The organism is Haloarcula nitratireducens, from assembly GCF_019599505.1.
Genome location: NZ_RKLT01000001.1, coordinates 311,568 through 337,105 on the forward strand (window position 1 = coordinate 311,568; position 25,538 = coordinate 337,105).

General features: G+C 66.6%; 28 protein-coding genes. 14 read left to right on the top strand and 14 right to left on the bottom strand.

Features of this window, described 5'->3' with window-relative positions; all coding sequences use genetic code 11:
* Positions 1-23: 23 nt before the first annotated feature.
* Together EGH23_RS01555 and EGH23_RS01560 are read right to left on the bottom strand one after the other, a co-directional pair.
* Positions 24-2,264: an alkaline phosphatase PhoX gene (locus EGH23_RS01555; protein ID WP_220578273.1), complete on the bottom strand. Its 2,241-nt coding sequence runs from the start codon at positions 2,262-2,264 to the stop codon at positions 24-26.
* 237 nt (positions 2,265-2,501) lie between these two features.
* On the bottom strand, positions 2,502-2,789 hold the full coding sequence (locus EGH23_RS01560; RefSeq protein WP_220578274.1) for a DUF7111 family protein: 288 nt from the start codon (positions 2,787-2,789) through the stop codon (positions 2,502-2,504).
* 89 nt (positions 2,790-2,878) lie between these two features.
* On the opposite strand from EGH23_RS01560, the gene EGH23_RS01565 reads away from it, so the two are divergent.
* Together EGH23_RS01565 and EGH23_RS01570 are read left to right on the top strand one after the other, a co-directional pair.
* Positions 2,879-3,163, top strand: coding sequence for a PadR family transcriptional regulator (locus EGH23_RS01565; RefSeq protein ID WP_220578275.1), 285 nt, complete (start codon positions 2,879-2,881; stop codon positions 3,161-3,163).
* 302 nt (positions 3,164-3,465) lie between these two features.
* Positions 3,466-3,810 carry a DUF7344 domain-containing protein gene (locus EGH23_RS01570; RefSeq protein ID WP_220578276.1) on the top strand — a complete coding sequence of 115 codons (345 nt, stop codon included), beginning with the start codon at positions 3,466-3,468 and terminating at the stop codon, positions 3,808-3,810.
* Positions 3,811-4,053: 243 nt separating this feature from the next.
* Here the strand turns inward: EGH23_RS01570 and moaC are convergent, their stop codons facing one another.
* The 4 genes from moaC to pyrB all read right to left on the bottom strand — a co-directional run bounded on the left by moaC (position 4,054) and on the right by pyrB (position 6,710).
* Complete coding sequence (moaC, locus tag EGH23_RS01575; RefSeq protein WP_220578277.1) at positions 4,054-4,530, bottom strand: cyclic pyranopterin monophosphate synthase MoaC; 477 nt, start codon at positions 4,528-4,530, stop codon at positions 4,054-4,056.
* Between the two features lie 201 nt (positions 4,531-4,731).
* Positions 4,732-5,241 (bottom strand): MogA/MoaB family molybdenum cofactor biosynthesis protein, encoded by a 510-nt coding sequence (locus tag EGH23_RS01580; protein ID WP_220578278.1) that lies wholly within the window; start codon positions 5,239-5,241, stop codon positions 4,732-4,734.
* 90 nt (positions 5,242-5,331) lie between these two features.
* The gene (gene pyrI / locus EGH23_RS01585) at positions 5,332-5,799 is read right to left on the bottom strand and encodes an aspartate carbamoyltransferase regulatory subunit (RefSeq protein ID WP_220578279.1); all 468 of its coding nucleotides are present in this window, start codon (positions 5,797-5,799) and stop codon (positions 5,332-5,334) included.
* A complete protein-coding gene (pyrB, locus tag EGH23_RS01590; RefSeq protein ID WP_220578280.1) occupies positions 5,796-6,710 on the bottom strand; it encodes an aspartate carbamoyltransferase in 915 nt (304 codons plus the stop codon). Before pyrB ends, pyrI begins: the two co-directional genes overlap by 4 nt.
* 149 nt (positions 6,711-6,859) lie before the next feature.
* Here pyrB and EGH23_RS01595 point away from each other — a divergent pair, with 149 nt between their 5' ends.
* Both EGH23_RS01595 and EGH23_RS01600 read left to right on the top strand, forming a co-directional pair.
* Positions 6,860-7,489, top strand: coding sequence for a MinD/ParA family ATP-binding protein (locus EGH23_RS01595; RefSeq protein ID WP_220578281.1), 630 nt, complete (start codon positions 6,860-6,862; stop codon positions 7,487-7,489).
* Positions 7,490-7,518: 29 nt separating this feature from the next.
* Entirely contained in the window at positions 7,519-8,148 is a 630-nt protein-coding gene (locus tag EGH23_RS01600; RefSeq protein ID WP_220578282.1) for an RAD55 family ATPase, read from the top strand.
* Positions 8,149-8,408: 260 nt separating this feature from the next.
* On the opposite strand, the gene EGH23_RS01605 is transcribed toward EGH23_RS01600, so the two are convergent.
* Both EGH23_RS01605 and EGH23_RS01610 read right to left on the bottom strand, forming a co-directional pair.
* Positions 8,409-9,365 carry an FKBP-type peptidyl-prolyl cis-trans isomerase gene (locus tag EGH23_RS01605; protein ID WP_220578283.1) on the bottom strand — a complete coding sequence of 319 codons (957 nt, stop codon included), beginning with the start codon at positions 9,363-9,365 and terminating at the stop codon, positions 8,409-8,411.
* A 51-nt stretch (positions 9,366-9,416) separates the two neighbouring features.
* Positions 9,417-10,451 (bottom strand): threonine ammonia-lyase, encoded by a 1,035-nt coding sequence (locus tag EGH23_RS01610; RefSeq protein ID WP_220578284.1) that lies wholly within the window; start codon positions 10,449-10,451, stop codon positions 9,417-9,419.
* 94 nt (positions 10,452-10,545) lie between these two features.
* On the opposite strand from EGH23_RS01610, the gene cyaB reads away from it, so the two are divergent.
* The 5 genes from cyaB (at position 10,546) to EGH23_RS01630 (ending at position 13,728) form a co-directional block, all read left to right on the top strand.
* Positions 10,546-11,091 carry a class IV adenylate cyclase gene (gene cyaB, locus EGH23_RS01615; protein WP_220578285.1) on the top strand — a complete coding sequence of 182 codons (546 nt, stop codon included), beginning with the start codon at positions 10,546-10,548 and terminating at the stop codon, positions 11,089-11,091.
* Between the two features lie 59 nt (positions 11,092-11,150).
* Complete coding sequence (locus EGH23_RS01620) at positions 11,151-12,353, top strand: methionine adenosyltransferase (RefSeq protein ID WP_220578286.1); 1,203 nt, start codon at positions 11,151-11,153, stop codon at positions 12,351-12,353.
* A gap of 183 nt (positions 12,354-12,536) precedes the next feature.
* Entirely contained in the window at positions 12,537-12,941 is a 405-nt protein-coding gene (locus tag EGH23_RS01625) for a carboxymuconolactone decarboxylase family protein (RefSeq protein WP_220578287.1), read from the top strand.
* Between the two features lie 193 nt (positions 12,942-13,134).
* Positions 13,135-13,260: a hypothetical protein gene (locus EGH23_RS26770; protein WP_268899407.1), complete on the top strand. Its 126-nt coding sequence runs from the start codon at positions 13,135-13,137 to the stop codon at positions 13,258-13,260.
* 177 nt (positions 13,261-13,437) lie between these two features.
* Complete coding sequence (locus tag EGH23_RS01630) at positions 13,438-13,728, top strand: transcriptional regulator (RefSeq protein ID WP_220578288.1); 291 nt, start codon at positions 13,438-13,440, stop codon at positions 13,726-13,728.
* Positions 13,729-13,770: 42 nt separating this feature from the next.
* Here the strand turns inward: EGH23_RS01630 and EGH23_RS01635 are convergent, their stop codons facing one another.
* Positions 13,771-14,187, bottom strand: a complete 417-nt coding sequence (locus tag EGH23_RS01635) for a Rieske (2Fe-2S) protein (protein WP_220578289.1) — start codon at positions 14,185-14,187, stop codon at positions 13,771-13,773.
* 96 nt (positions 14,188-14,283) lie between these two features.
* On the opposite strand from EGH23_RS01635, the gene EGH23_RS01640 reads away from it, so the two are divergent.
* Together EGH23_RS01640 and EGH23_RS01645 are read left to right on the top strand one after the other, a co-directional pair.
* A complete protein-coding gene (locus EGH23_RS01640; RefSeq protein ID WP_220578290.1) occupies positions 14,284-15,342 on the top strand; it encodes a saccharopine dehydrogenase family protein in 1,059 nt (352 codons plus the stop codon).
* A gap of 284 nt (positions 15,343-15,626) precedes the next feature.
* Positions 15,627-16,925 (top strand): alpha-amylase domain-containing protein, encoded by a 1,299-nt coding sequence (locus EGH23_RS01645; RefSeq protein ID WP_220578291.1) that lies wholly within the window; start codon positions 15,627-15,629, stop codon positions 16,923-16,925.
* A gap of 22 nt (positions 16,926-16,947) precedes the next feature.
* Here the strand turns inward: EGH23_RS01645 and EGH23_RS01650 are convergent, their stop codons facing one another.
* From EGH23_RS01650 to EGH23_RS01670, 5 genes are read right to left on the bottom strand one after another with little or no spacing between them, the layout of a single operon-like run.
* Positions 16,948-17,820: an aminotransferase class IV gene (locus EGH23_RS01650; protein WP_220578292.1), complete on the bottom strand. Its 873-nt coding sequence runs from the start codon at positions 17,818-17,820 to the stop codon at positions 16,948-16,950.
* Positions 17,805-18,458, bottom strand: a complete 654-nt coding sequence (locus EGH23_RS01655) for an anthranilate synthase component II (RefSeq protein WP_220578293.1) — start codon at positions 18,456-18,458, stop codon at positions 17,805-17,807. Before EGH23_RS01655 ends, EGH23_RS01650 begins: the two co-directional genes overlap by 16 nt.
* On the bottom strand, positions 18,455-19,927 hold the full coding sequence (gene pabB / locus EGH23_RS01660) for an aminodeoxychorismate synthase, component I (RefSeq protein WP_220578294.1): 1,473 nt from the start codon (positions 19,925-19,927) through the stop codon (positions 18,455-18,457). The genes EGH23_RS01655 and pabB overlap by 4 nt, the downstream gene beginning before the upstream one ends.
* Before the next feature lie 45 nt (positions 19,928-19,972).
* A complete protein-coding gene (locus EGH23_RS01665; protein WP_220578295.1) occupies positions 19,973-20,476 on the bottom strand; it encodes a helix-hairpin-helix domain-containing protein in 504 nt (167 codons plus the stop codon).
* 49 nt (positions 20,477-20,525) lie between these two features.
* Entirely contained in the window at positions 20,526-21,323 is a 798-nt protein-coding gene (locus EGH23_RS01670; protein ID WP_220578296.1) for a shikimate dehydrogenase, read from the bottom strand.
* Positions 21,324-21,493: 170 nt separating this feature from the next.
* On the opposite strand from EGH23_RS01670, the gene EGH23_RS01675 reads away from it, so the two are divergent.
* The 3 genes from EGH23_RS01675 to ftsZ all read left to right on the top strand — a co-directional run bounded on the left by EGH23_RS01675 (position 21,494) and on the right by ftsZ (position 25,480).
* Positions 21,494-22,855 (top strand): sodium:calcium antiporter, encoded by a 1,362-nt coding sequence (locus EGH23_RS01675; protein ID WP_220579203.1) that lies wholly within the window; start codon positions 21,494-21,496, stop codon positions 22,853-22,855.
* On the top strand, positions 22,855-24,216 hold the full coding sequence (locus EGH23_RS01680) for a D-aminoacyl-tRNA deacylase (RefSeq protein ID WP_220578297.1): 1,362 nt from the start codon (positions 22,855-22,857) through the stop codon (positions 24,214-24,216). Before EGH23_RS01675 ends, EGH23_RS01680 begins: the two co-directional genes overlap by 1 nt.
* 103 nt (positions 24,217-24,319) lie before the next feature.
* Positions 24,320-25,480: a cell division protein FtsZ gene (gene ftsZ / locus EGH23_RS01685; protein WP_220578298.1), complete on the top strand. Its 1,161-nt coding sequence runs from the start codon at positions 24,320-24,322 to the stop codon at positions 25,478-25,480.
* Positions 25,481-25,538: the final 58 nt, after the last annotated feature.

Consider the following 25,538-nt stretch of genomic DNA (forward strand, 5'->3'; position numbering starts at 1 on the left):
GTGGGGACCGGACGCGGGGAGCGTTACTCGTCGCTGTCGTCGTCGCCGTCCTCGGTGCGGCACTGGGCACCGCGACCGGGGTTATCGTCGGAATCCCCGGGGCCTCCCGAGTTACCCTGCTCGTCGTTGTCGCGGCCGGGACTGTGGTCGGAGTTGCCGGGACTCTCCTCGAGATAGTCCGGTTCGTAGACGTAGAGGCAGTCGTTGGGGTACGACCGAGCGGGACCGCCGAAGCCGTCCTCACAGCAGAGGACGCGGCCGTCGCGCATCGCGTAGACGTTGTCGATGTTCCGGAGCGCGTCGTCGGCGTCCTCGGGCGAGTCGGTGAAGTCCGGGCCGGTGATGACCGGTTCGAGCGTCGAGACGTTGTAGTCCGGTTCGAGCTCGGCGCGGTAGACGACGCCGCCGTCGACGCGGTCCATCTGGACGTCGCCGGTCTCGTTCGCCAGGTCGTCGTTGAACTCCGAGATGCCGAAGTAGACGAAGTCGCCGGGGCCGGCGTCGTCGGCGCTGTCGACGCCCTCGGCCTTGTTGAACTCGATGGACGCGCCGATCTCCTTCGCGGCCGCGCGGGTCTCGAGGAAGGGAACCTTCCGGAGTTCCTCGTCGACGCCGTCGGGACCGTTCCGCTCGTATTGCTCGGCCCACTCGACGATCTCCTGGTTGGTGATGTAGTTCCGGTTGCCGTTCTCGATGACTTCGAGGTCGGCCTCCCGAATCGCAGCGTCTAGGTCCTCGTTCCAGTCGATGTCGGTGTGGGATTCGAGGTAGTCCGTCTGGGTCACGTCGTCGTACTCGGCGATCCAGGACTCGACTTCGCCGTTGGTCGCGTGACCGAGTTCGAGCCACTCGACTTCGAGGGGCGTGTTCGCCGGGGAGTTGCGCGTGCCGGCCTCTTCCGCGTTCGCGGCGTCGTTGGTGATCTTCGGTGCGTAGAGCGTGCCCGCGACGTCGTCGGTGTCGTCGTAGCTCGGAATCGGCCGGTCGGCGACGAACTTGTAGATGCCCTTGCTGTCGCCGTCCGAACAGCCGTAGACGGTCCGCTGGTCTTTCTGGATGTCGGGGGCTTCCCACGCTGCGCGACCCATGACCCAGTATTTGATGGGGTCGGGTGTCTCCGCTGCCGGCTCTCGAACGTCCACGAAGTACCCGTAACGGTAGGGGTTCGGGTAGGTGTCACAGATCGGCTGCGTGACGTTCTCGCTGCCGTCCTCGCTCTGGTCCCGCGGCTCCGCGCCGAGGTGGTACGCGAGGAACTCGACGCCGCTGAGCGCCCAGTAGCCCTGCGGGCTGAACGACGATTCCAGCGCGCCGTCCTCGGCGTAGGTGCCGATAGCGTCGGCGATTTCGGTCGGGTTCGGTCGGTTCCAGAACTGGCAGCCGCCGACGAGTCCGGCGCCCGAGTCCGCGTCCACGATATCGCTGACGGTGTGCGTTAGGTTGACGCGGGGGTGCGCGTAGTTCTCCTCGGCGGAGATCATCGTCTCCCACGGGCTGAGGTCGCCGTAGCAGTTGATCCTCGTCCCGCCGATGTCGCGGAACGCCTCCGTGTTCGTCACGTTCATCGCCTCGCTCAGGTCGGCGCTCCACTCGCCGTCGTCGTCCTGACTGAGCGGGACGCGCGAGATGCAGCCCGGGCTGTTCTCCCAGTTGGTGAACAGGTATCCCTCGGTCCCCTCCTCGTCCGTCGGGACGAACTGGTTGCAGTCGGGATTGGACCCGGAGAGACCGTACTGCGAGCCCGCGAAGTACGGACGCTCCTCGCGTTCGGACTCGGGAAGGCTCCCCCGCTGGATGATGTTCTGTCCGCCCGGCGTCTGCGTGACGCCGAGCAGGGAGGAGCCGTCGCCGATCGGTTCGCGACCGTAGAAGAGGATCTCGTAGTCCCCGGAGTCAGACCGGACGTCGCCCTGCTCCGCTCGCGTCTCGGGGAACGAGACTTCGTCGAAGTCGTCGTTGCTCCCGTCGAACTCGAACCGGAACCCGCTGAAGTAGCCGACCGCCGCCCGGTCGAACGGGTCGCCGTTCTCCGCCGAAGGGTGCTGGAGGCTGTAGAGTAAGGACCCGTCCGCGAAGACGAACGGTCCCGTGACCTCCGCGCCGAACGCCGTCGTCGAGAACCGCTTGAGCGACCCCCTGACGCTCGGCGCGCCGGGCGTATCGGACTCCGGCACTTCTTCGCCGCTCGCTGTCCCCACGACACTCGCCCCCAGTGCGGCCGCGACCGAACTGGAAATCAGCTTCCGTCGAGTTAGATCGACCATGCGGCTGGAGGGTCGAAGGTAGCTTAAAAATCGCTTTATATGAGGGTACTACACTCGTATTTCTGATACATACCGATCGGTATCGTTATGGACCGAAGGAGATCCAACGCCTTCCTACGTCTACGGGTTTCGTACAGTTCTCGGGTCGCCGGAACTCCAGCTATCGTAGAACTATCAGCGTCTGATAACTACATCTCCGATCTGCCGTGCCGGCGACGCCGACACGGGCCTCCGAGTCTACATCCCCATGTCCGCGGCCGCCTCGGGCACCGGAAGCGCATCGGGCGTCGTCCCGAGCAGCTCGGCGGCGTGGTCGAGCGCCATGTCGAAGCCGTAGTACCGTTCGAGTTCGTCGCCGTCGGCGGTCGGTCGCACCTTCAACATCGCGTAGCCCTCGACGTTCTGGGCGATGGCCGCCGTCCCCCCGGAACTCTCGAACGTGAGCACTCGCTCCGACTCGGTCTCTCGGTAGCGCGCGGTGATACCGTCGGCCGTCGCCTCGGTCGCCCGCTCGGTGTCCGTCATTGGTGCGTGTAGGGAGGAAAGGTATGCGAACCTGACGGTCCGCTCCGCCGAACCGCAACCCCGAAGCGATTCGGCGCGCACGCTCCGGCATGGCGAAGTGGTTCCAGAGCGGGCGGCGGCGCGACATCTGCGTCCTGCTCGCCGGTGCCGAGGACGGCGAACTGACGGGCCAGCGGCTCAAAACCCGCCTCGAACGGCGCTACGACAACCGCATCGATCCCAAGAGCTTCTACGGGGCGCTGTCGGCGATGGAGGACGCCGGCTTCCTCGAACACCGCACTGAGGGCATCGCCGACAAGTACTCGCTGACCGACGGCGGCGAGCGACGCCTGTGTGAACAGTTCGAGTGGATGGCCGAAAACGTCGAGGAGTAGGTTCGTCGAAACCCTCGAGCGAGGATATCTCTCGACTTAGATGATACATTCTGACTCGGTGCGGTCAATACAGAGCAGCTAGCGAACGCTGGCTCAACCGGATTTCCCGTACCTTTATCCATTTCTGACCTGATATGTATATACGGAAGCAAAAATACGCATTATGTGTTCGACCTCGATGATGAAGAGGTCGCTTGAACCGGGTCTTCCCGGTTGTAACAGACAGTTCCTTGTTCCCTTCGGGTGGTCGTCACGCGGAACGCATCTCTCCGTATCATGCAATTCCGACGAGTCACACATCCATGACGACCAACGACACTTCCCATACTGAAAGCGCTACCCTCGACCACTTATTCAAATGTTTGAGCCATCCCACTCGCCGACGTATTTTGACGACTCTCGCTACGGAGAATCCAAGCGAGGAAGAAGAGTTCGAAGTGTCTGACTTCGAGATCGCGGACGGAGAGCTGGAACGGTTCGAAACGCAGCTCTATCATCAACACTTCCCCTCCCTCGCAGAAGGTGGATACATCGCGTGGGACCGTAATACCGATACCGTCACACGCGGGCCGAACTTCGGAGAGGTGCGGCCCCTCATCAAACTCATGAACAACCATGAAGACGAACTTCCGGAAGACTGGCCATAATTCGGGAAGTAGATTCCAAGCCCACAGGAAGTAGACTCGGGGACGAGAAATCCAATTCGGAGACGTCTTGGGGGTGCCGAATTGTCAGATTCCTCGTTCCCATCTGTAGTTTGTCCCGAGTACAGAACAACCCCCAGTGTTAGTCGGATTATCACACGTCACTCGATACGCGTATCCATGAACGGCTATTTCGGCGAAGAGGGTTCGGAAAATCCCCTTTTTATCGGCGTCGAACTGCTCCTCTCACGCCCGCTCGACCGACTTCTCTACGACGCGAACGTCCTCGATGGCGGTCGCCGGGTATTCGCCGTCGTCGTCCTTCTCGCTGGCTTTCACCATGTCCCAGACGACGTTCAGTCCGGTCGTCACGCCCTCCAGAGCCTCCATCTCACAGCCGGTCTTGCCGACCGTCTCGACGGCGACGGTGAGTTCTACCGTCTCCTCACCCACGTCGAATTCGGCGTCGACGTTCGTGATCGAAATCTGGTGACACATCGGGATCGTCTCCCAGGTGTGCTTGACGGCCTGAATCGCGCCGATGCGCGCCGTCGCCAGCACGTCGCCCTTCGTCACGTCGTCGGTGGCGATGGCGTTGACCGTGCTCTCCGAGAGGCGGATCTCGCCGCGCGCGACCGCCCGGCGCTCGCTGTCGGCCTTCTCGCCGACGTCGACCATCTGTGCGTCCCCGTCGTCGTCGACGTGCGTGAACTCCTCGCTCATGTGCGAGGATAGCGGGACGGACCGCAAAACTGTGGCGGGTTCGCTGCTTCTCCGAAGGCTGTTCGATTTTCGAGGTTCTTCGCTGCGCTCAGAACACCGCTCCGCCGATGACCGCTCCTTCCAGTCGCGCTCCTCGCTGCTCACGGATCACTTCGTTCCCCGTTCGTAATTCGAGGTTCTTCGCTGCGCTCAGAACCTCGCTTATCTCCTCACCAACCCGAGCAAATGCCCGACCGCGGGCGCGATCAGTTCCTCGCTCCCGAGGCGGGCGGCGTTCTCGCTGCCGGGCAGACAGAAGACGAGGCGGTCGTCGACGACGCCCGCCGTCGCCCGCGAGGCCATCGCCATCGGACCGACCTCCTCGTAAGAGAGCCAGCGAAAGAGTTCGCCGAAGCCGGGAATCTCGCGGTCGAACAGCGCGCCGACGGCCTCGACGGTCACGTCGTCGTCGGTCAGGCCGGTCCCGCCGGTCGTCACGACGACGTCCGCGCCGTCGTCCAGCGCCGCGGCGACGGCGTCCGCGATCGCGGCGGCGTCGTCGTAGACGAGACGACGGTCAAGCACCTCGTGGTCGGCGTCTTCGAGAGCCGTCTCGACGGCGTCGCCGCCGGGGTCGTCGTCCAACGACCTCGAGGAGGAGACGGTGAGGATGCCGACCGTCACCGCGTCGGCGTCGTGGTGATGGTGGTCGTCGTCGTGGTCGTGGCTCATGTGCGGTGACAGTCGCCGGCGGGTGAAAAACTATCGGCGGGCACGTTGGACTGTGAGCGACGGCGGTACGACCGAAAGCGCGGCAACGGCTCAGTCGGTTACGATATGAGCCGGCAGTTCGTCGCGGATAATGGTGTCGCAGTACTCACAGCGCACGCCGTCGTCGACGACGGCGAAGCGGGACTGAACGGGCTCGTCCTCGGTCGTGATGCAGTTGTGGTTCGGGCATTCGAGGACGCCCACGACCACGGAGGGGCGCTCGACGCGGTGCTTCTCGACGACGTCGTAGTCCCGAACGATGTTGATGGAGGCCGCGGGTGCGATGAGCGAGAGGACGTCGACCTCGTTCTGGGAGAGTTCTCGGCCCTCGACTTTCACGATGTCTTTCTTGCCCAGTCGGTCCGAGGGCATGTTCATCGCCACGGAGACGGACTCGCCGCTGGTGCCGTTGATGCCGAGGATGGCGAGGACGTTCAGCGCCTGCCCGCCCGTGATGTGGTCGATGACGGTGCCGTTTCGAATCTTCGAGACGCGGAGTTGCTGGTCGTCGTCGCTCATGGTTCACCTCCGAGTATCAGGTCCAGAAGCGCCATCCGAACCGGGACGCCGTTGTGGGCCTGCTGGAAGTACTTCGCGTGGTCGGTCGCGTCCACGTCGTGTGCGATCTCGTCCACCCGCGGCAGCGGGTGCATCACCGTCAGGTCGTCTTTCGCCGACGCCAGGGTGTCGCTGTCGATCTGGTACTGACCGGCGACCTCGCGGTACTCGCTCTCGTCCGGGAACCGTTCGCGCTGGATGCGAGTGACGTAGAGCACGTCCAGTTCGGACAGGACTTCCTCCAGCCCGGTGTGTTCGCGGACTTCGGCCCCCTCCTGATGCAGGTCGTAGCGAACCGAGCGGGGCAGTTGCAGCGACTCGGGGCTGACGAAGTGCTGGCGGGCGTCGACGTTCGTCAGGGCGTGAGCCAGCGAGTGGACCGTCCGACCGTACTTCAGGTCGCCCATGATGCCGATGGTGAGGTCGTCGAATCCCGCGTTCTCCCGGATGGTGTAGAGGTCGAGCAGGGTCTGGGTCGGATGCTGGCCCGCCCCGTCGCCGGCGTTGACCAGCGGCACGTCGACGAACTCGCTGGCCATCTTCGCCGACCCCTCCATCGGGTGACGGAGCACGAGCGCGTCGGCGTACCCCTCGACGACGCGGACCGTATCGGCCAGCGATTCCCCCTTCTTGACGCTCGACGATTCGACCGAGCCCATGTCGACGATGTCGCCCCCGAGGCGCTTCATCGCCGCCGTGAAGCTCATCTTCGTCCGCGTGCTCGGCTCGAAGAAGAGCATCCCGAGCAGCGTGTTCGCGTGCCGGTCCGCGAACGCCGCCGGGTCCTCGGCGATGTCGGCCGCGTGGTCGAGCACCTCCTCGATGTCGGCCCGCGACAGCTGTTTCGCGCTGATGATGTGGTCGTGCCGCATCTCACTCGGAAGCGCGCTCCCGACGCTCTTGAATCTCCCGACACGCCCCCAACGACCACGATTTTTGACCGTTGCCGCCGCCCGACGCGCCCGTCGCCGATGTGTTCGCTCGCCGAGGGTTCAAGGCCGATGCCGGTGCGAGGACCGGTATGTTCGCAATCGCTGGCGGCAAAGGGGGCTGTGGGAAGACGACGACGGCGCTGGGCCTGGCTCGCGGACTCGCGACGCTCGGTGATAGTCCGCTCGTGGTCGACGCCGACCTCGACATGCCCGACCTCCATCACCGAGCGGGAGTCGATCACGTCCCCGGCGTCGCCGCCGTCGCAACCGGCGAACAGCCGACCGCTGCCGCCGCGCCGTCGTCACGACTCCCGGGCGTCGACGTCCTGTCGTGCCGAGAGAGTGACACCGCGAGTGCCGCGTCGGCGTTCGAGCGGCTCCGACAGTGTCGTCGAGCTGTCCTCCTCGACTGTCCGGCGGGGGCCAGCCCAGCCGCGGCAGCGCCGCTTCGGGCCGCCGACCGAACCGTCCTCGTCTCGACGCCGGCCGAACAGAGCCTGCAGGACATCGCCAAGACGGCGGCGATGGCGCGCCAACTCGACGCGCCGCCCGCGCTCCTCGTGCTCGTCCGTAGCGCCGGCCGCGTCGACCCGTCGCCGCTGTTCGACTGCCGGCGAGTCGTCCACGTGCCGAAACTCCCGTCTCCGCCGCTCCGAACCGACGAATCGGCCGCTCGATACCTGAGCGGCGCGAAAATATTGTCCAAGCGGAATACTTAATCGGATGGACGTGGCTATATGCTGGTGACATGGTGAACCGGCTACGGACGGGCATCGACGTCCTCGACAGGAAGCTCGACGGCGGCATCCCCGCCGGGAGCATCGTTGCCCTCACCGCCCAGCCGGCCAGCCAGGCGGAACTGTTCCTCTACGAACTCACCGCCACCCGCGGCACGCTGTGGCTCTCGCTCGACCGCACCGCCGAGTCGATCGTCGCCAGCATCGAGCAGACGCCGGCCAACACAGGCGACCCGACGGTGCGACACATCTCCGGTGAGGCCCCCCTCGACAACGCCGGGAAACTCGTCTCTGCGCTCCCCGAGACCTCGAACCTCATCGTGGACCCGCTGGACGTCCTCGAGGCCCAGGAGCCGCCCTCGCGCTTTCGAGCGTTCATGAACGACCTCCAGAACCACATCGTCAACACCGGCAGTCTGGGTATCCTCCACTGTTTAGACGGCCGGAACGTTCCGCCGCTTCGCGACACGACCGAGCACTTCGCCGACGTGGTGTTCCAACTCAAGACCACCACCACCGGCGACGAGGTGGAGAACCGCCTCGCCGTCCCGAAGTTCCGCGCCGGCCGCGCACCCAGCGACGTCATCAAACTCGACCTCGTCGAGGAGGTCAGCATCGACACGAGCCGGGATATCGCGTAGCCACCACTTTTTACGTCGAGGGGTTTCCTCGGGCCTCCGGCCCCGCGGGGCCCCTCATCGCAAAAACGTGGGGGAAAACTGTCGAGCGCTCACTTAGTTCGCGCTCGGTGAAACCGCTCGCCGCTGGCGAGCGGTATGCCTCTCAGGCGGGCCAGCCTTTCCCCGGGTCGGCCGACGGAGCGGCCTCCCGGCCACCGCTCCGCGCCGCTATCCGGCCGCACCGCTCAAGTTCGCGAATAAAGTGAGAATTAGGGGCCGCGTTACTCTTCGGCGCCTTCGATCTCGTCGACGATCTCGTCGGCGTCGACGTCGGCGTCTTCGAGCGCTTCCTCGATGTCAGCGCCGCCGGCACCGCCCATGCCGCCCATCATGCCGCCCATTCCCATGCCCATGCCGCCGCCGAGCTCTTCCTGGACGATGATCCGGTCGACGTCGAGCAGCTGGGTGAGCTGCTGGGCGATCTGCTGCTTGCCCATCATCCACTGCTGGTTCATCGTCAGCTGGGGCGTGGCCTCGATGTAGAGCGTGTCCTTCTCGACCTCGACGGTCTCGAACTCGGGTTCGCCCTCGTCGTCCTCGTCGGACTCGACGGGCTGTTCCTCTTCGACGGTGTCCGTCTCGAACCAGAGGTCGAGTTCCATGTCGAGCATCATCTGGATGATGCCCTGTGCCTTCTCCTCGCGGTCGGTGACTTCCTCGACGACCTCGTAGTCGTACTCGACGTCCTCGCCGGCCAGCGGGTGGTTGAAGTCCACGCGGGCGCGGCCGCCGATGATGGTCTCGACGTGGCCGTGCTGGCCGTCGACGTCGACGTGCGCGCCGGGGTAGCGGTCGTCTTCCGGGATCTTGTCCTTCGAGATGGTGCGGACCTCTTCCTCGTCGTACTCGCCGAAGGCGTCGGCGGCGGCGATGGTGACACTGCCCTCGTCGCCGACCTCCTTACCGTAGATGTCTTCCTCGACGTCCGGGAAGATGTGGTTCTCGCCGAGGACGATCGTTCGGGGACCGAACTCCTGCTCTTCGGTGTCGATGCCGTCGTCGGCGGCGACTTCCTCGTCTGTCGTGTCCACGAGCTGCCCGTCCTCGACGGTGCGGGCGGTGTAGGCGAGTTTGACGACGTCGCCCTCCTGCAGGCCGCTCTCGGTCTCTTCGTCGGCCGTCGCTTCTTCGGCTTCTTCTTCTACGTCTTCGGTGTCGGCCTCGGAGTCGTTGCTCATACCCTGTTGGTCTGTCGTGCCACTCTTAAGAACAACGTTTCCCGTCGGCCGCTACGCCGGGTAGTCGCTCTCGTCGAGCATCCGCGCCAACTTCCCGCGGTCGATGTTGCGTCCCGAAACCGGGATGACGACGGTCTCGCCGGCGATCTCGTCGCCGGCCCGTAGCGCGGCGGCGACGGCGGTGGCACAGGCCCCCTCGATGACGAGCCGCTCGTCGCAGAACATGCGGGCGACGCCGTCGCGGATGTCGGCCTCCGAGACCAGGCGGAAGTCCGCCAGGCCGTCCCGGAGGATGCCCATCGTGAGCGCGAACGGGACGCGGGTCGCGACGCCCTCGGCCGTCGTCTCCATCCGGTCGTGCGCGTCGAGGGTGCCTTCCGTCCACGCGCGGTGCATCGCCGGCGCGGCCTCGGACTGGACGCCGACGATGTCCGCCTCCAGCAGTTCGCCGACGGTGAGCGCGTAGCCGACCGCGGAGGTGCCGCCGCCGATCGGGCAGAACACGCGGTCCACGTCCGGTAGCTCGTCGACGATCTCCAGACCCGCGGTGCCGACGCCGGCGAGCAGTTTCGGTTCGTTACCGGAGTGCACGTAGCGCGCGCCGCGCTCGATAGCGAGTTCCTCGATGCGCTCGCGGGCGGCGTCGTAGTCCGGACCGTGCTGGATGACCTCCGCGCCGAGCCGCTCCATCGCGGCCACCTTCCCGGAGTTGGCTTCGGCGGGCACGCCGATAGTGACGGGGACGCCGAACTCCCGCCCGGCCCACGCGATCGACTGCCCGTGGTTGCCCGAACTCGCGGTGATGAGGCCACGTTCGCGGAACTCCGAATCCAGGGACGCGACGAGGTTCACTCCGCCGCGGACCTTGAACGCGCCCGTGGGGAGGGTGTCTTCCCGCTTCAGATACACCTCGGCGTCGAGTTCGGCCGAGAGCGTCTCACAGCGGACCAGCGGCGTCGTCGGGAGATGCTGACGGACGACACGCCGCGCGCGAACGACGTCGGCCGTCGTCGGCGGCGTCAGGTCGTGATACGGGAAGACGGTCGTCTCGTCGGGGGACTCGATAGGGTCGTAGCGACCGTCCATACACTGTACGGGTGCGTTGGGGCGGTAAAGTCTTCCCGGAGCGCGTCGCGCCGGCAACGCAACCCCTATTGACCGCCCCGACCGACGCTGGCGCATGTACGAGGTCGAAGTGAAGGTCGCCGCGGATCTAGAGGCCGTCGCCGACCGACTGGACGAACTGGGGGCCGAACACACCGGCGATGTCCGGCAGGTCGACGTCTACTACGACGCGCCGCACCGCGACTTCGCGGAGACGGACGAGGCGCTCCGCGTGCGTCGGGAGACGCGCGACGGCGAGACGGAGACGCGCATCACGTATAAGGGGCCGCTCGTCGAGCGCGAGTCGAAGACGCGCGAGGAGGTCGAGACCGGCGTCGCCGACGGCGAGAAGGCCGACGCCATCTTCGAGCAGTTGGGATTCGACCCCGCGGCGACCGTCCGGAAGGACCGGCGGTTCTACCGCTACGACGGTTACACGGTGACGCTCGACGCCGTCGAGGGCGTCGGAGAGTTCGTCGAAGTGGAGACCGAGACCGACGAGGGCGGCGTCGAGGCGGCTCGCGAGGGCGCGTTCGACGTGCTCCGCGAACTCGGTCTCGACCCCGACGACCAGACGCGCACGTCGTATCTCGGGCTCCTGCTCGATGATGCGAGCGAGTAATCTTTCTCTGCCGAGCGGTTCCCGTAAGTTATAGAACCCGCGGCGGCGAACGTCGGGCAATGACCGACCGAAACATCCACGTCCAGCCCGAGAGCGGGTTGGCCGTCGAGGACCAGAACGTCGAAATCGTCGAGCGAAAGGGCATCGGCCACCCCGACTCCATCTGTGACGGCGTCGCCGAGAGCGTCTCCCGCGCGCTCGCCCAGACGTACCTCGACCGCGTGGGCAAAGTCCTCCACTACAACACGGACGAGACGCAACTGGTCGCCGGCACCGCGGCCCCGGCCTACGACGGCGGCGAGGTGCTCGAACCCATCTACCTGCTCATCGTCGGCCGCGCGACCAAGGAGTACGAGGGCCAGCGCATCCCCGCCGAGAGCATCGCGCTGAAGGCCGCCCGCGAGTACCTCGACGAGCAGTTCCCGTTCCTCGACGTGGGCGGGGACATCATCGTCGACGTGGAACTCGGCGAGGGGTCGGGCGACCTCCAGAGCGTCTTCGGCGAGGAGGGGGCGGTCCCGATGGCCAACGACACCAGCTACGGCGTCGGCCACGCGCCCCTCTCCGAGACGGAACAGATCGTCTACAACACGGAGCACCGACTCACCGGCGAGTACGCCGAAGAGAACCCCGTCGTCGGGCAGGACGTGAAGGTGATGGGCAAGCGCGAGGGCGACCACATCGACGTGACCGTCGCCGTCGCGATGGTCGACGAACACGTAAGCGACCTCTACGAGTACAAGGACGCCGTCGAGGGCGTCCGCGAGTACGTCAGCGACCTCGCTACCGACTACACCGACCGCGACGTGACCGTCCACGTCAACACCGCCGACGACTACGACGAGGAGTCCATCTACCTCACCACGACCGGCACGAGCGCCGAACAGGGCGACGACGGCTCCGTCGGCCGCGGCAACCGCGCCAACGGCCTCATCACGCCCAACCGGCCGATGAGCATGGAGGCCACCTCGGGGAAGAACCCCGTCAACCACATCGGGAAGATCTACAACATCCTCTCGACCGAGATCGCCCAGTCCGTCGCCGACGAGGTCGACGGTATCCGCCAGCTCCAGCTGCGCCTCCTCTCGCAGATCGGTTCGCCCATCGACGAACCGCACGTCGCCGACGCGATGCTCGTCACCGAGGACGGCGTCGCCGTCGGCGACATCGAAGACGAGGTCCACGAGGCCGTCGACGCGGAACTGGCCGACGTGACAGGCGTGACCCGGAAAGTCATCGAGGGCGACGTCTCGACGTTCTAGGTCGCCTCGCTGACCGTACCGACAGATTTTATCGAGCCTTCTCCCGCCCGCCTGGCGGTCCGCGCGGTTCGTCGTCCTGTCAGGTAGTCGCGGCCAGCCGATCCGCCGACGAATCGCTCGCGGAGATTACGTGCGGTGTGTCACCACATAACTACGTTTTCGGGAGAGAGACTAGCAGACGCTATGGCGACCCAAGAATCACCGACGGACGTCGAGCGAGAGATCACCGAGACGTTCGGAATGGTCCCGACACCCCTCGACTCGATCCCCGAGGACGACATGGCCGGCGAGTGGCACTTCTTCCGGAAGTACACCGTCGGAGAGAGCGAAATCCCGCCGAAGTACCGGGAACTGATGGGACTGGCCGTCGCGGCGAACATCAAGTGCCCCTACTGCATCCACTTCCATCGCGAGGCCGCGGCGATGCACGGCGCGACCGACGAGGAACTCGAAGAGGTCGTGTCGCTCGCGAGTCTCACCTCGCGGTACAGCGCGATGATCCACGCGCTGGAGTACGATTTAGACCAGTTCAAGGACGAGGTCGCGGAGATGGCCGACCACCTCGAAGCGCAGGCCGCGGACGACTGAGTCCGGCCTACCGGTCTCTACTGATCGGCGACTATCCGCGGTGAAAGGCGGCAGAGAACGTGCGGACTCGCCGTCGCCGCCGGCTCGATTGACCAGCGCCATCGCGCCCTCCTAACGTGAACGGGGCCACGCGGAGCGCTGGCGGTCGCCCCGCCAGTTCTATCCGTCTCAAATCCGTACTATCGATTGTAGCATGTTACCATACATCTCACAGACCGATCGATCGGCCTTCGAGCGAGTCCGCGACGCGATACTCAACCGAGACGACCCCGAGAGAGACGACAATCCGACGGACCCGGGAGCGCCGACGCCGGGGTAACTGAGCGAGGCGCTCTCGCCGACTCGTGGCCGTTTCGAACGCGACCTGCCGCGCAGCAGCGGTGAGAGATAGAGTTACGTGGGGGAAGTAGGAGCGATTTCCGGCGGATCGAAGCCCGAGAGACTCCGCGGCAAACGGTCGCACAAGACCTATTACCGTTGCTTGCCAAGTTATCGCATGCGCGAGGCAAGTCGAACGACGCGCCAGCGCATCGCCGACCGATTGCGCGATGAGCCGATGGCCGCGGGGACGATCGCTCGAACGTTCGAGATACGGACCAACACCGCTCTCACACACGTCGAACACATCGCGAAGTCGCTCGATTCCACGGACGAGCAGTTGCTCGTCGCGCCGCCCGAGTGCGAGCGGTGCGGCTTCACGGACTTCGACGACCTGACGAACCGGCCGAGTCGGTGCCCGGAGTGCAAGGCCGAGAGCGTCTCCGAGCCCGCCTATCGGATAGGGTAATGCCCGAGAGCGTCGACTGGAGTGCCGCGTCGGTAGCCCGGTCTACTGACCGGAGAAGCCGATGCGCCCGCCCGAGGAGAGGTCGTGGTCGCCCGACGGTCCCCGGTTCTCGAACTCGTAGCGGTCGTCGGTCAGGTAGACGTCGCCGTCGTCGACGGCCACCTCGACCTCCTCCAGCACCGCGCCCTCACAGGGACCGAAGGTGCAGGCCCCCGAATCGGACTCGAACGTCGCGCCGTGTTTCTCACAGACCAGTTCGTCCTCGCGCATCGTCGCCCCGCTGCCCTTGTCGAGTCGGATGTCCCGCCAGTGGGGGCAGTAGTTCTCGAAGGCGACGACGCCGTCGGTCAGGCGCACGAGGATGGCTTCCTCGGTGTCGAACCCGTCGCGGACGGTGAAGAGAAAACTGCCGTCCTCGGGCACCTCGCTGACCGCGGCGATTCGGCTCTCCTCGTCCATGTCGTTTCGGTGTACGCGAGTCGGCCGTTTCAACGTCCCGGTCGAGACAGGTACTGCGCGGCCAACGCTTTTCCACGCGTCCGGAGAACGGCGTGTATGAGCCAGTTAGTCATCTACGGGTCCTACGGCTATACGGGGCAACTCATCGCTGAAGCCGCCGTCGAGCGCGGGTTCGATCCGGTACTGGCCGGGCGGAACCGAGAGGAAGTGGATCGACAGGCCGCCGAACTCGGCTGCGAGTTCGAGGTCGTCGGACTCGACGAGCCGAAGGTGCTGGACCTGCTGTTAGAGGACGCGACGGCGGTCCTCCACTGTGCCGGCCCGTTCTCGCGTACGTGGGAACCGATGGTCGACGCCTGCGTCCGAACGGGAACGCACTACCTCGACATCACCGGCGAACTCGGTGTGTTCGAGGCCATCCACGACTGGAACGAGGAGGCCGATGCGGCCGACGTGATGCTCTTGCCCGGCGTCGGCTTCGACGTGGTGCCCACGGACTGTCTGGCCGCCCACCTCGCCGAGCGACTGCCCGACGCCGACGCGCTGGAACTGGCCTTCCACGCCGAGATGGGCGTCTCCCGGGGCACGGCGAAGACGATGGTCGAGCACATCGACGAGGGTGGAGCGGTCCGGCGGAACGGCCGTATCGAACGCGTCGGACAGGCCCACGAGTCCCGCACCGTCGACTTCGGCTGGGGTCACGACGGGCTACACGCCGCCGCGATTCCGTGGGGCGACGTCTCGACCGCTTACTACACGACCGGCATCCCGAACGTCACCGTCTACATGTCGATGCCCGAGCGCGCCGCTCGACAGCAGCGCATCGCCGGGACGCTCTCGCCGGTCCTCGGCCTCTCGCCGGTGAAAGCCGGACTGAAGTGGGTCATCGAGCAGACGACGGACGGTCCCGACGCCGAGGAGCGCGCGTCCGAGCAGAGCTACGTCTGGGGGGAGGCCCGAACCGCCGACGGCGACCGCGTCGTCAGCCGACTGCGCGGCCCGCACACCTACTCGCTGACCGTCGAGACGGCGCTCGCCGTCGCCCGACACGTCCTCGACGGGGAGGCACCGACCGGCTTTCAGACGCCCGCGGGCGCGTACGGGCCGGACCTCGTGCTGGAGGTCGACGGCGTCGAGCGCGAGGACGTCGTCTGAGCGCGCCGCGGTCGCGGCGCGAAGTCGATCTAACCCGCCCAATTTTTGATTGGCAACGAGACAGCTGCCGGGAATGGTGTCACTGAGACGGGGCTATCTCGCGCCTCAGTCCCTCTAATCCGTGTTTTATACGCACTTTCAGCTTTTCGAACAACTATGTAGCCGTATATATTGAGAACCGATAACACCCTTATCTTTAATGTTATGTAGTAATTCATCATTCGTTGTGGGGTGCCAGTAGGTCCCACACGAACCGCGGCTGACGACCAAGGGAAACCACGAAGATGACACGACACTTCGCAGGGAGAAACGAGGACTTCTCCCGACGTGACGTACTCAAAGGCATGGGCGCACTCGGCGCGGCGGCGACGGGTGCTTCACTAATGACGGGCGAAGCCGAGGCAGTCGGCTCCAGTGCGGTCTACCAGTACTATCACACCGACTGGACCCAAGTCGAGAGCGACCTCTCGACGCTCGCTGCGCAGGGGTACGACGCGATTCAGGTACCGCCGGCCCAGTATAGTCGACTCGATAGGAGCCATCAGCAGGGGGTCACCGACCCGCCGCTCGGCTACCAACCGGTCGACCTCAAGAACTTCAACAGCGTCTTCGGGACGGAGGCGGAGTATCAGTCGATGGTCGACGAGGCTCACAACCAGGGTCTCGACGTCATCGCGGACGCCGTCGTCAACCACATGGCGGCGAACGACGACTTCCGCGGCGCGCCCGGTATCACCTTCGACGACCTGCCGTACTTCAGCGAACGGGACTTCCATCCGGAAGATAGTATCGACTACTCCGACCCCGAGTCCGTCGAGAACGACTGGCTCGTCGGGCTGAAAGACCTCAAACAGGAGTCGTCGTACGTTCGCGGCCAGCTGTACGACTACGTCGAGAAGTACGCGAACATCGGCGTCGACGGCATCCGGTGGGACGCCGTCAAACACGTCCCCGAGTGGTTCTTCGAGGACTACGCCAACGAGTGGGCCGACGATCTCGGCCTCTGGACGGTCGGCGAGTCCCTCGACGGGTCGGTCGACTACTGCATGCAGTACGCCAACACCGGGATGTCGGTGACCGACTACCCGCTGTACTACAAGATGAAAGACGCCTTCAAGCCCTACGGTGACCTGCGGGCGCTAGACGGGGCCGGCGTCGTCGACCAGTCGCCCTACCAAGCGCTCACCTTCGTCTCGAATCACGACAGCGGCCCGCCGAAACTGGAGAAACTCGCGTACGCGTACATCCTCACTTACGAGGGATACCCGCGCGTCTACAGCAACCGCATCGGCGTCAGCGACGGCGACATCCGGAACCTGCTCTGGATTCGGAACAACCTCGCCGGCGGAGCGGCCTACACGCGCCACTCCTCCAGCCCGCTGTACGTCTTCGAGCGGTACAACAACCTGCTCGTCGGACTGAACCGGACCGGCAGCTGGCGCTCGGCGAACGTCTACACGTCGTGGTCGAGCACGACGCTGAACGACTACACGGGCCACGCGGGCGACGTCTCGACCGGCAGCGGCGGCTACACTACCGTCTCAGTCCCGCCGGAGAGTTGGGTCTGTTACGCGCCGTACTGACGAATCCGCACTCCCGCTTTTTTCAGTAGTGCTCGGCCTCGATACGCTCGTCGAACAGCCGCTGGAGCAGTTTCGTCATCGGACCGGCGCCGACCTCGATGCCGTCGACGGTCGCTATCGGGCGGATCTCCCACGTCGAGTTGGTGAGGAACGCCTCGTCCGCATTTCGCAGGTCGTCGAGCGAGTACCGGCCCGTCTCGACCGGGAACTCCTCCTCGCGGGCCAGTTCCAGCACCACGTCGCGGGTCACGCCCGGCAGGAGGTCGAGGTCCGCACTCGGCGTCCGCAGGCCGTTCTCGGCGACGAAGAAGACGTTGCTCGTCGCGCCCTCGGCGACGTTTCCGTCTACGTCTCGCATCAGACACTCGTCGGCGGGGTCGCCGCCGGCCGCCGCTTTGCGGAGTTCGAGTTTGCCGAGGATGCCGTTGAGGTAGTTGTGCGTCTTCACGTCGGCCGGGATCGCCTCGCTGGGCGTCCGCCGGGTCCGCACCGTTTGAACGTCCGCCGGACCGTCCCAGACCGGACGGCCGTCGCGCCCGCCGCGGGGCAGTTCCTTGCAGATAACGACGACTGTGGGCTCCACCTCGGGGTCGGGCGTGAGTTTGCCGGGTTGGACCCCGCGCGTGACCGAGACCTTGAGGTACGCCTCCGAGAGGTCGTTGGCGGCGAGCGTCTCGTCGACTCGCGCTCGCAGGTCGTCGGGCACCGCGTCAGCGAAGCCGAGCGTCTCGGCGGTGTGTTGGAGGCGGTTTCGGTGTGCCTCCCACTCGAAGGGGTCGCCGCCGTAGACCCGCAGCGTCTCGAAGCCCGCGTCGCCGTACATGAACCCGCGGTCCAGCACCGACACCGTCGCCTCGTCGTCGGGGACGAGTCCACCGTCTACGTGGTATTGCATGAGAGACAGAAGTTCTCGACCATCGTCTTCCCGTGGTCGGTCAGGATGCTTTCGGGGTGGAACTGGACGCCGACGTGGGGCGCGTCGCGGTGACGGACCGCCATCACGACGTCTTCCTCCGCGATGTCGACGGTGTGAGCGGTCTCTTCGAGGACGTCGGGCAAACCCTCGCGGCCGACGGCCAGCGAGTGATAGCGGCCCACCTCAACCGGGTCCGGAACGCCGGCGAAGACGCCGGTGCCGTCGTGGGTAATCCCCGAGGACTTGCCGTGGACGACGGCCTCGGCGTGACCGACCGGCGCGCCGTTGGCCGCACACAGAGCTTGATGGCCCAGACAGACGCCCAGCGTCGGATAGCGCAGGTCGGCGAAGATCGGCATCGAGACACCGGCATCTTCGGGCGTTCCCGGTCCCGGCGAGACGACGATGCCGTCCGGGTCGAGGTCCCGAATCTCGGCGACGGTGACGGCGTCGTTGCGCCGGACGAGCACGTCGTCCTCGCTGCCCCCGAGCCGGCAGACGACCTCGCCGACGTACTGGACGAGGTTGTACGCGAACGAGTCGTAGTTGTCGACCACGAGGACGGTCGGCGCGAGCGCGTCGCCGGGCGTCGAGCCGCGAGTGCGCCGGTCGCTCACCGCGTTCCCTCCACCGAGAAGTCCGCTCGCCGACCGAGCGCCTCGTCGACGGCGTTGATAAGGGCCCGCCCCTTATCGAGCGTCTCGTCGTACTCGCTGTCGGGGTCCGAGTCGTGGACGACGCCCGCGCCGACCCGGAGGTGGTACTCCTCGCCGTACCGGACCAGCGTGCGGATGACGATGTTGAGCGTCGCTCGCCCGTCGAAGCCGAAGATACCGATAGAGCCGGTGTAGGGGCCGCGGCGGGTCTCCTCGACCTCGTCGATTATCTCCATCGTCCGGGGTTTGGGCGCGCCGGTGATCGTCCCGCCGGGGAACACCGCCGCGACGGCGTCTTCGAGCGTGGCGCTCGCTCGCAGTCGCCCCTCGACTTCGGAGACCAGATGCATCACCTCGGAGTAGCGGTCGACGCGGCGGTAGTCGATCACCTCGACCGTGCCGAAGCGGCTCACCTTCCCGAGGTCGTTGCGCTCCAGGTCCACGAGCATCGCGTGTTCGGCCCGCTCCTTCTCGTCGGCCAGCAGGTCGGCCTCCAACCGGTCGTCGGCCTCGGAGGTCTCCCCGCGGGGCCGCGTCCCGGCGATGGGTTCGGTGACGAGGTGATCGCCGTCGCGGTGAAGCAACAGCTCGGGGCTCGCACTGACGAGGTCGACGCCGGGGAACTCCACGAGCGCCGAGTACGGGGCCGGATTCACGCTTCTGAGCGCGTCGAACGCCTCGACGGGGTGGACCGCCGCGGGCGCGCTGAGTCGCTGTGAGACGTTCGCCTGGAAGGTGTCGCCGTCGCGGATGTACCGCTTGACGGTGCGAACGCGCTCCGCGAACGACTCGCGGGTGCAGTCGCTCTCGAACTCGGCGGCGTCCGTCTCGACGCGCGGGTCTTCGACGCCCGGGTCGCCCTCGGTGGCCTCGCGGGCGAGTTCGAGCGCGTGTTGCCTGCCGAACTCGTAGGCCCGCTCGACCGAGTCGTACTCGTCGAGCCGCGGGCACGCGGTCACGGTGAGCGTGACCGGGCCGTCGCCGCGCGGTTCCTCCCACGCCGCGAGGCGGTCGTAGGTGGCGACCTGCAACTGCGGCAGCGCCCGGTCGGCGACCGCGCTCTCGGGCAGCGTCTCCAGTTCGCGGGCCACGTCGTAGGAGAGCCAGCCGATCGCCCCGCACGGATACGGGACCGAGCAGTCACCGCGAACCAGCGTCTCGCCGCCGAGTAGGTCGCCCAGCGCCGCGAGCGTCTCGCCGTCGTCGGCACCGACCTCCAGGAAGTCCGCGGGTGTCGTCCCGAAGTACCCCCACCCCGACTGACCGCCCGTCGTCGCCAGATAGACGCCGCCGACGGGGTCGCGCGCCCGCCGGTAGGCGGTGAAGGGGTCCTCGACGGTGACGCGGACCGCGACCGGGACTCGCGCCGCCGTCGGCGCGCTCGACGCGAGTCGATCGAACGTGTCGCGGTCCGTCTCGACCGTTGGCATTACCGGGGAGAAGCAGGCGGGTGGCTAATTCGTTTGCGATTACGACTAGTAGTCCTCGGCGCGCTCGATCCAGCCGTCGATCCGGCTCTCGGAGAGGTCCGTCTCCGCGGCCACCTCGGCGGCGTCCGCCGCTGCGAGGTCGCCGACGGTGTCGATACCGAGACCGGCGAGTCGTTTCGCGTAGGCCGGGCCGATGCCCTTTATCTCGGTGACGGGGTCGTCGCTCCCCTCGCCGATCTCGGGTTCGGCCTCGGGGACTGTGGCGTCTACCGACCCGCTCTCGTCGGGAACGGTCGCGTCGGCGGCGGCCGTCTCGTCGTCGGTCGCCGCACCCGCGTCGGTGCTCGCGGTCTCGGTCTCGCTGCCGTCCGTCACCGCAGTCTCGGTCCCCTTGACTGCGTCTTCGTCCTCAGTAGATGGTTCGCGCTCGACGGTCACGTCCACGTCGCCGGGCGACCCGGACCCGGACCCGGACCCGGACCCGGTTCCAGACGCGGACTCCGCCCCGTCGAGCCCGAGGGCAGATTTCAGTTTCTGAAGCAGACCCATACGCGGGACTACTTTCCCCCGACACTAATCTCTTGCTGGTACGCGTCCGTCAGAGACCCGCTCGGAGCGCATCGTTCATCGGATCTACGGGCGCGTCTTCACCGGTCCACAGCTCGAACGCCTCGACGCCCTGATACAGGAGCATCCACGCGCCGTCGACGGTCGTCGCCCCGACCTCGGCGGCGTCCCGCAGTAGCCGCGTCGAGAGCGGCGAGTACACGGCGTCGAGGACGCCCAGCTCGCCGTGCAACGCCTCGGCCGGCACCGGCGTCTCGTCCTCGTCCATCCCGACGCTGGTACAGTTCACGAGGACGTCGGCGTCGGCGAGCAACTCGCCCAGTTCGTCGAGTCCGTGCCCGCTGGCGTCGGGGACTTCTTCGGCGAGGTCGCGGGCTTTCGACTCGGTTCGATTGGCGACGCGGACCGTCATGCCCTCGTCGGCGAGGCCGAACGCGACGGCCCGACCGGCCCCGCCCGCACCGACGACGACGGCCGTTCCGGAGCGTTCGACGCCGTGGTGTTCGAGCGCTCGAACGGCACCGACGGCGTCCGTGTTGTAGCCCGTCGGCGTCCCGTCACCGAAGTCGATAGTGTTGACCGCGCCGATGCGTTCGGCGAGCGGGTCCGGCGACACGGCGTCGAGCGCGTCCTGCTTGAACGGGATAGTGACGTTCAGTCCCGCGACCCCGAGCCTGTCGGCCGCTTCGACGGCCGCCGCTCCTTCGTCGGCGTCGGGTTCGAACGTGACGTACTTCGCGTCGATGCCGAGCGCCTCGTAGCCCGCCTCGTGCATCGGCGGCGACAGCGAGTGCCCGACCGGATTTCCGATGAGACCGTAGACGTCCATACGCCTGCCAGTGCGCGCGGGACACATGAACGATACGCTCTGGACCGGCGAGCGGCGGCGCTTCGGCGGGTTCGCGGTCGCTCTCGGGCCCGCGTTCGGACGCGCTTTCGCAAGTTTTTCACGCCGACCTGTGCTGTGGACACGTAGTGAGTCGCCTACGTCATCCGCTGGTGCAAATCGCGGGCGCGGTCCTGCTGACCGCCGCCTGGGTCGGTGCGAGCCTCCTCGGCTACGACATGGGCCGAGTTACGACCGTCGCGGTGAGCGGACTGGCGGTTCTCGGCGCGTCGTTCCTCCTCGCGTGGGGAGCCGAGACGGCCGAGAAAGACGTGCCGCGCGCGTTCGCGATCGCCGTCCTCGCGGTGCTCGCCGTCGCCCCCGAGTACGCCGTCGACGCGCTCTACGCGTGGAACGCCGGGGCCGGCGGCGCGACGATCGAAGCCTGTTCGCAGCTCTCGCCGGCCGCCATCGACGCCGGGGAGACCGAGCTCGCGCGGGCCTGTCACGACGCCAACCTCGCCGTGGCGAACATGACCGGCGCGAACCGCATCCTCATCGGCCTCGGGTGGGCCGGTATCGCCATCTTCACCATCACGCGAGCGAGTTCGACCGAGGACCCCGCCGTGGTGGGCCGAGACGGGTTCCTGAAGAGCGCCGTCAAGTTGGACCGCGACATCGCCACGGAGATCGCCTTCCTCTTCGTGGCGACCGGGTGGGCGTTCCTCGTTCCCCTCGGTGGCGGCATCGGCGCGCTCGACACGCTGTTTCTGGTCGGTCTCTACGTGCTGTACATCGGTCTCGTCCTCAAGTCCGACGTCGAGACCCACGACCACACCGTCGGCGTCCCCGAGTACCTCCAGTCGTGGTCGATCCCGTGGCGGCCGCTCTCGGTCCTGGTGCTCTTCGGCTACTCCGGGCTGATGATATTCACCGCCGTCGAGCCGTTCGCACACGGACTAGAGCAGATCGGACTGGCGAACAACATCCCCTCCTTCTTCATGATTCAGTGGGTCGCGCCGCTGGCCAGCGAGTCGCCGGAGCTCATCGTCGTCGCGGTGTTGGTCAACAAGGCTCGTTCGACCGCCGGGTTCAACGCGCTCATCTCCTCGAAGCTCAACCAGTGGACGCTCCTCATCGGGACCATCGCCGTCGTCTACTCCATCGCGTTCGGTAGCTACGGCGTCCTCCCGTTCGATTCGCGCCAGTCCGCCGAGATATGGATCACGGCCGCCCAGTCGTTCTTCGCGCTCGCGCTCCTCTGTAACTTCGAGATATCGGTGCGGGAAGCGGTCGTCCTGTTCGTCCTGTTCATCTCGCAGGTGCTCATCGAGTTCGCGCTCATTCAGGACCTGCTGGTGCTGCCGATCACGAGTCACGACCTGCTCATCGGCTACACGGTGCTGTACATCGTCGCCGGTCTCGCGCTGTTCTTCGTCCGACGCGAGTCCTTGAAAGAGCTCTTCGGACTGGCGACCGACGCGTTCCGGACCGCGATGGGACGAGAGCCGGTCCACATGGAACAGGCCGACTGATGCTGGCCGTCGTCGTCTCCCAGGCCGACGAAGCCTCCGTTCACGTCGGCGAGCGGCTTCGAGACCTCGCCGACTGGACGGAGACGACCGACGACGGCCGCCCCGACGCCGACGGCGGCGGCACCGTCTACCGGACCGACGGGGTGGAACTGCGCGAGTTCGACGACTGGCACCTCGAACTCGACGGCGTCGCCGAGGCGTTCGACGACCCCGACCTGCTCGTCTTCGCCTCCCGGCACGCCGGCGAGACCGACGAACTGCTGACCGCCCATCACACCGGCAACTTCGGCGACGCGGAGTTCGGCGGCGAGGCCGGGCAGTTCGCCCGCGCGTGTCCGAACGCCCAGCGCGAAGTCGTGACTGCGCTCGCCGAACACGCGCCCGACGGCTACGAGGTCGGCGTCGAGTGTACGCACCACGGACCGACGAGCGTCGGCGTCCCCTCGATGTTCGTGGAAGTGGGGAGCGCCGAGGCGCAGTGGCGCGACCCCGACGCGGCCCGCGCCGTCGCCCGGGCGATTCTCTCGCTTCGCGACGTCGCGGCGGATGCGCCCCGTGAGAACGGGAGTCGCCGTCACCTCGTCGGCTTCGGCGGCGGTCACTACGCTCCGCGGTTCGAGCGCGTGATTCGCGAGACCGACTGGGCCGTCGGCCACATCGCGGCCGACTGGTCGCTCGACGCGCTCGACGAGTGGGCCGAGGGCGACGCCGACCGCGAGGCGGTCCTCGAACGGGCCTTCGGAGCCAGCGCGGCCGACTACGCCCTGCTGGAAGCCGAGCGGCCGGACCTCGAAGCGACGCTCGAAGCGCTCGGCTACCGGGTCGTCGAGGAGACGTTCGTCCGGGAGACCACCGACGTCCCCCTCGACCTGGTCGAGGCGCTGGAGGCGGAAGTCGCGCCGGTCGGAGACGGCCTCCGGTTCGGTGATCCGGCCGCGGCGGCCGAGCGCCGAACCGACTGGGAAGTCGTCGAACCGCCCGCGGACCTCCGCTCCGAGGCCGCCGGCATCGACGCCGAGGCGCTTCGAGCGTGGGTCGAGTCCAACGCGCTCGCGTTCGGCACCGAACAGCGCGGCACCGTCGTCACCGGGCCGCTCGTCTTCCCTCCCGAGACGACGCGCGATTCGCTGGTGTCGGCGCTGGCCGAGATTCTCCGCCAGCGCTACGACAGCGTCGAGCGGGAGGGCGACGAACTCGTCGCCCGCGAAGAGACGTTCGACCCCGACCTCGCGCGCACCACCGGCGTGCCCGAGGGCCCGAAGTTCGGAAAGCTCTCCGCCGGACACCCGGTCGAGGTCGACGGCGACGAAATCGAACCGGAGCGCGTCCAAAGAGAACGTATACGTCGATTTACGCTGTAGAAAACGGCCCGGAGCCGGCCCGAAATCGAGGCGGAAATCGTCAGACGAGCGTCAGACGGAGGGGGAAAACTAATGAACGTCCGTCTGCAACGGGGATTTAAATATGGACTCGATTATCGACGACGCTATCGAGGAGGCCGAAGACGAACGGGACGGCTCCTCGGAGCCAGCGGCCGAGACGGAGACGAGCCCCGGACGGGAGGACGTGTCGACGTCCGGGACGATGACCGACGACGAACTGGCCAGCGTCGTCAAAGATCTGGAGACGAAGATCACCGTCGTCGGCTGCGGCGGTGCCGGCGGGAACACCGTCACCCGCATGATGGAAGAGGGCATCCACGGCGCGAAACTCGTCGCCGCGAACACGGACGCCCAGCACTTAGCCGACGAGGTGGAAGCCGACACGAAGATCCTCATCGGCCGCAAGCGCACCGGCGGCCGCGGCGCGGGCTCGGTCCCGAAGATCGGCGAGGAGGCCGCCCAAGAGGACCTGGAGGACATCCAGCAGTCCATCGACGGCTCCGACATGGTCTTCGTCACCGCCGGGCTCGGCGGCGGCACCGGGACCGGTTCGGCTCCCGTCGTCGCACAGGCCGCACAGGACGCCGGGGCGCTCACCATCTCTATCGTCACGATCCCGTTCACGGCGGAGGGCGAACGCCGCCGAGCGAACGCCGACGCCGGTCTCGAACGCCTGCGAGCCGTCTCCGACACCGTCATCGTCGTGCCGAACGACCGCCTCCTCGACTACGCGCCGTCGATGCCGCTGCAGGACGCCTTCAAGATCTGCGACCGCGTGCTGATGCGCTCGGTCAAGGGGATGACCGAACTCATCACCAAGCCCGGCCTCGTCAACGTGGACTTCGCCGACGTCCGCACCATCATGGAGAACGGCGGCGTCGCCATGATCGGGCTGGGCGAGTCCGACAGCGAGAACAAGGCCCAGGACTCCATCCGCTCGGCGCTCCGCTCGCCGCTGCTGGACGTGGAGTTCGACGGCGCGAACTCCGCGCTGGTCAACGTCGTCGGCGGTCCCGACATGAGCATCGAGGAGGCCGAGGGCGTCGTCGAGGAGATCTACGACCGCATCGACCCCGACGCCCGCATCATCTGGGGGGCCTCCATCAACAACGACTTCCAGGGGAAGATGGAGACGATGATCGTCGTCACCGGCGTCGAGAGCCCGCAGATATACGGCCAGAGCGAGGCCGAGCAGGAGCGGGCGGCCAAGCAGATGGGCGAGGACATCGACTTCGTCGAGTAGTCGCCCTCTCGGTCTGCTTTCTCCGGTAGCTCCCCACCAGAGACCGTCCTCGGGTCGC

Excerpts from the sequence above, each read along its gene's own strand:
- EGH23_RS01555 (WP_220578273.1), bottom strand. The coding sequence starts at position 2,264 with ATGGTCGATCTAACTCGACGGAAGCTGATTTCCAGTTCGGTCGCGGCC.
- EGH23_RS01560 (WP_220578274.1), bottom strand. The coding sequence starts at position 2,789 with ATGACGGACACCGAGCGGGCGACCGAGGCGACGGCCGACGGTATCACC.
- EGH23_RS01565 (WP_220578275.1), top strand. The coding sequence starts at position 2,879 with ATGGCGAAGTGGTTCCAGAGCGGGCGGCGGCGCGACATCTGCGTCCTG.
- EGH23_RS01570 (WP_220578276.1), top strand. The coding sequence starts at position 3,466 with ATGACGACCAACGACACTTCCCATACTGAAAGCGCTACCCTCGACCAC.
- moaC (WP_220578277.1), bottom strand. The coding sequence starts at position 4,530 with ATGAGCGAGGAGTTCACGCACGTCGACGACGACGGGGACGCACAGATG.
- EGH23_RS01580 (WP_220578278.1), bottom strand. The coding sequence starts at position 5,241 with ATGAGCCACGACCACGACGACGACCACCATCACCACGACGCCGACGCG.
- pyrI (WP_220578279.1), bottom strand. The coding sequence starts at position 5,799 with ATGAGCGACGACGACCAGCAACTCCGCGTCTCGAAGATTCGAAACGGC.
- pyrB (WP_220578280.1), bottom strand. The coding sequence starts at position 6,710 with ATGCGGCACGACCACATCATCAGCGCGAAACAGCTGTCGCGGGCCGAC.
- EGH23_RS01595 (WP_220578281.1), top strand. The coding sequence starts at position 6,860 with ATGTTCGCAATCGCTGGCGGCAAAGGGGGCTGTGGGAAGACGACGACG.
- EGH23_RS01600 (WP_220578282.1), top strand. The coding sequence starts at position 7,519 with ATGGTGAACCGGCTACGGACGGGCATCGACGTCCTCGACAGGAAGCTC.
- EGH23_RS01605 (WP_220578283.1), bottom strand. The coding sequence starts at position 9,365 with ATGAGCAACGACTCCGAGGCCGACACCGAAGACGTAGAAGAAGAAGCC.
- EGH23_RS01610 (WP_220578284.1), bottom strand. The coding sequence starts at position 10,451 with ATGGACGGTCGCTACGACCCTATCGAGTCCCCCGACGAGACGACCGTC.
- cyaB (WP_220578285.1), top strand. The coding sequence starts at position 10,546 with ATGTACGAGGTCGAAGTGAAGGTCGCCGCGGATCTAGAGGCCGTCGCC.
- EGH23_RS01620 (WP_220578286.1), top strand. The coding sequence starts at position 11,151 with ATGACCGACCGAAACATCCACGTCCAGCCCGAGAGCGGGTTGGCCGTC.
- EGH23_RS01625 (WP_220578287.1), top strand. The coding sequence starts at position 12,537 with ATGGCGACCCAAGAATCACCGACGGACGTCGAGCGAGAGATCACCGAG.
- EGH23_RS26770 (WP_268899407.1), top strand. The coding sequence starts at position 13,135 with ATGTTACCATACATCTCACAGACCGATCGATCGGCCTTCGAGCGAGTC.
- EGH23_RS01630 (WP_220578288.1), top strand. The coding sequence starts at position 13,438 with ATGCGCGAGGCAAGTCGAACGACGCGCCAGCGCATCGCCGACCGATTG.
- EGH23_RS01635 (WP_220578289.1), bottom strand. The coding sequence starts at position 14,187 with ATGGACGAGGAGAGCCGAATCGCCGCGGTCAGCGAGGTGCCCGAGGAC.
- EGH23_RS01640 (WP_220578290.1), top strand. The coding sequence starts at position 14,284 with ATGAGCCAGTTAGTCATCTACGGGTCCTACGGCTATACGGGGCAACTC.
- EGH23_RS01645 (WP_220578291.1), top strand. The coding sequence starts at position 15,627 with ATGACACGACACTTCGCAGGGAGAAACGAGGACTTCTCCCGACGTGAC.
- EGH23_RS01650 (WP_220578292.1), bottom strand. The coding sequence starts at position 17,820 with ATGCAATACCACGTAGACGGTGGACTCGTCCCCGACGACGAGGCGACG.
- pabB (WP_220578294.1), bottom strand. The coding sequence starts at position 19,927 with ATGCCAACGGTCGAGACGGACCGCGACACGTTCGATCGACTCGCGTCG.
- EGH23_RS01665 (WP_220578295.1), bottom strand. The coding sequence starts at position 20,476 with ATGGGTCTGCTTCAGAAACTGAAATCTGCCCTCGGGCTCGACGGGGCG.
- EGH23_RS01670 (WP_220578296.1), bottom strand. The coding sequence starts at position 21,323 with ATGGACGTCTACGGTCTCATCGGAAATCCGGTCGGGCACTCGCTGTCG.
- EGH23_RS01680 (WP_220578297.1), top strand. The coding sequence starts at position 22,855 with ATGCTGGCCGTCGTCGTCTCCCAGGCCGACGAAGCCTCCGTTCACGTC.
- ftsZ (WP_220578298.1), top strand. The coding sequence starts at position 24,320 with ATGGACTCGATTATCGACGACGCTATCGAGGAGGCCGAAGACGAACGG.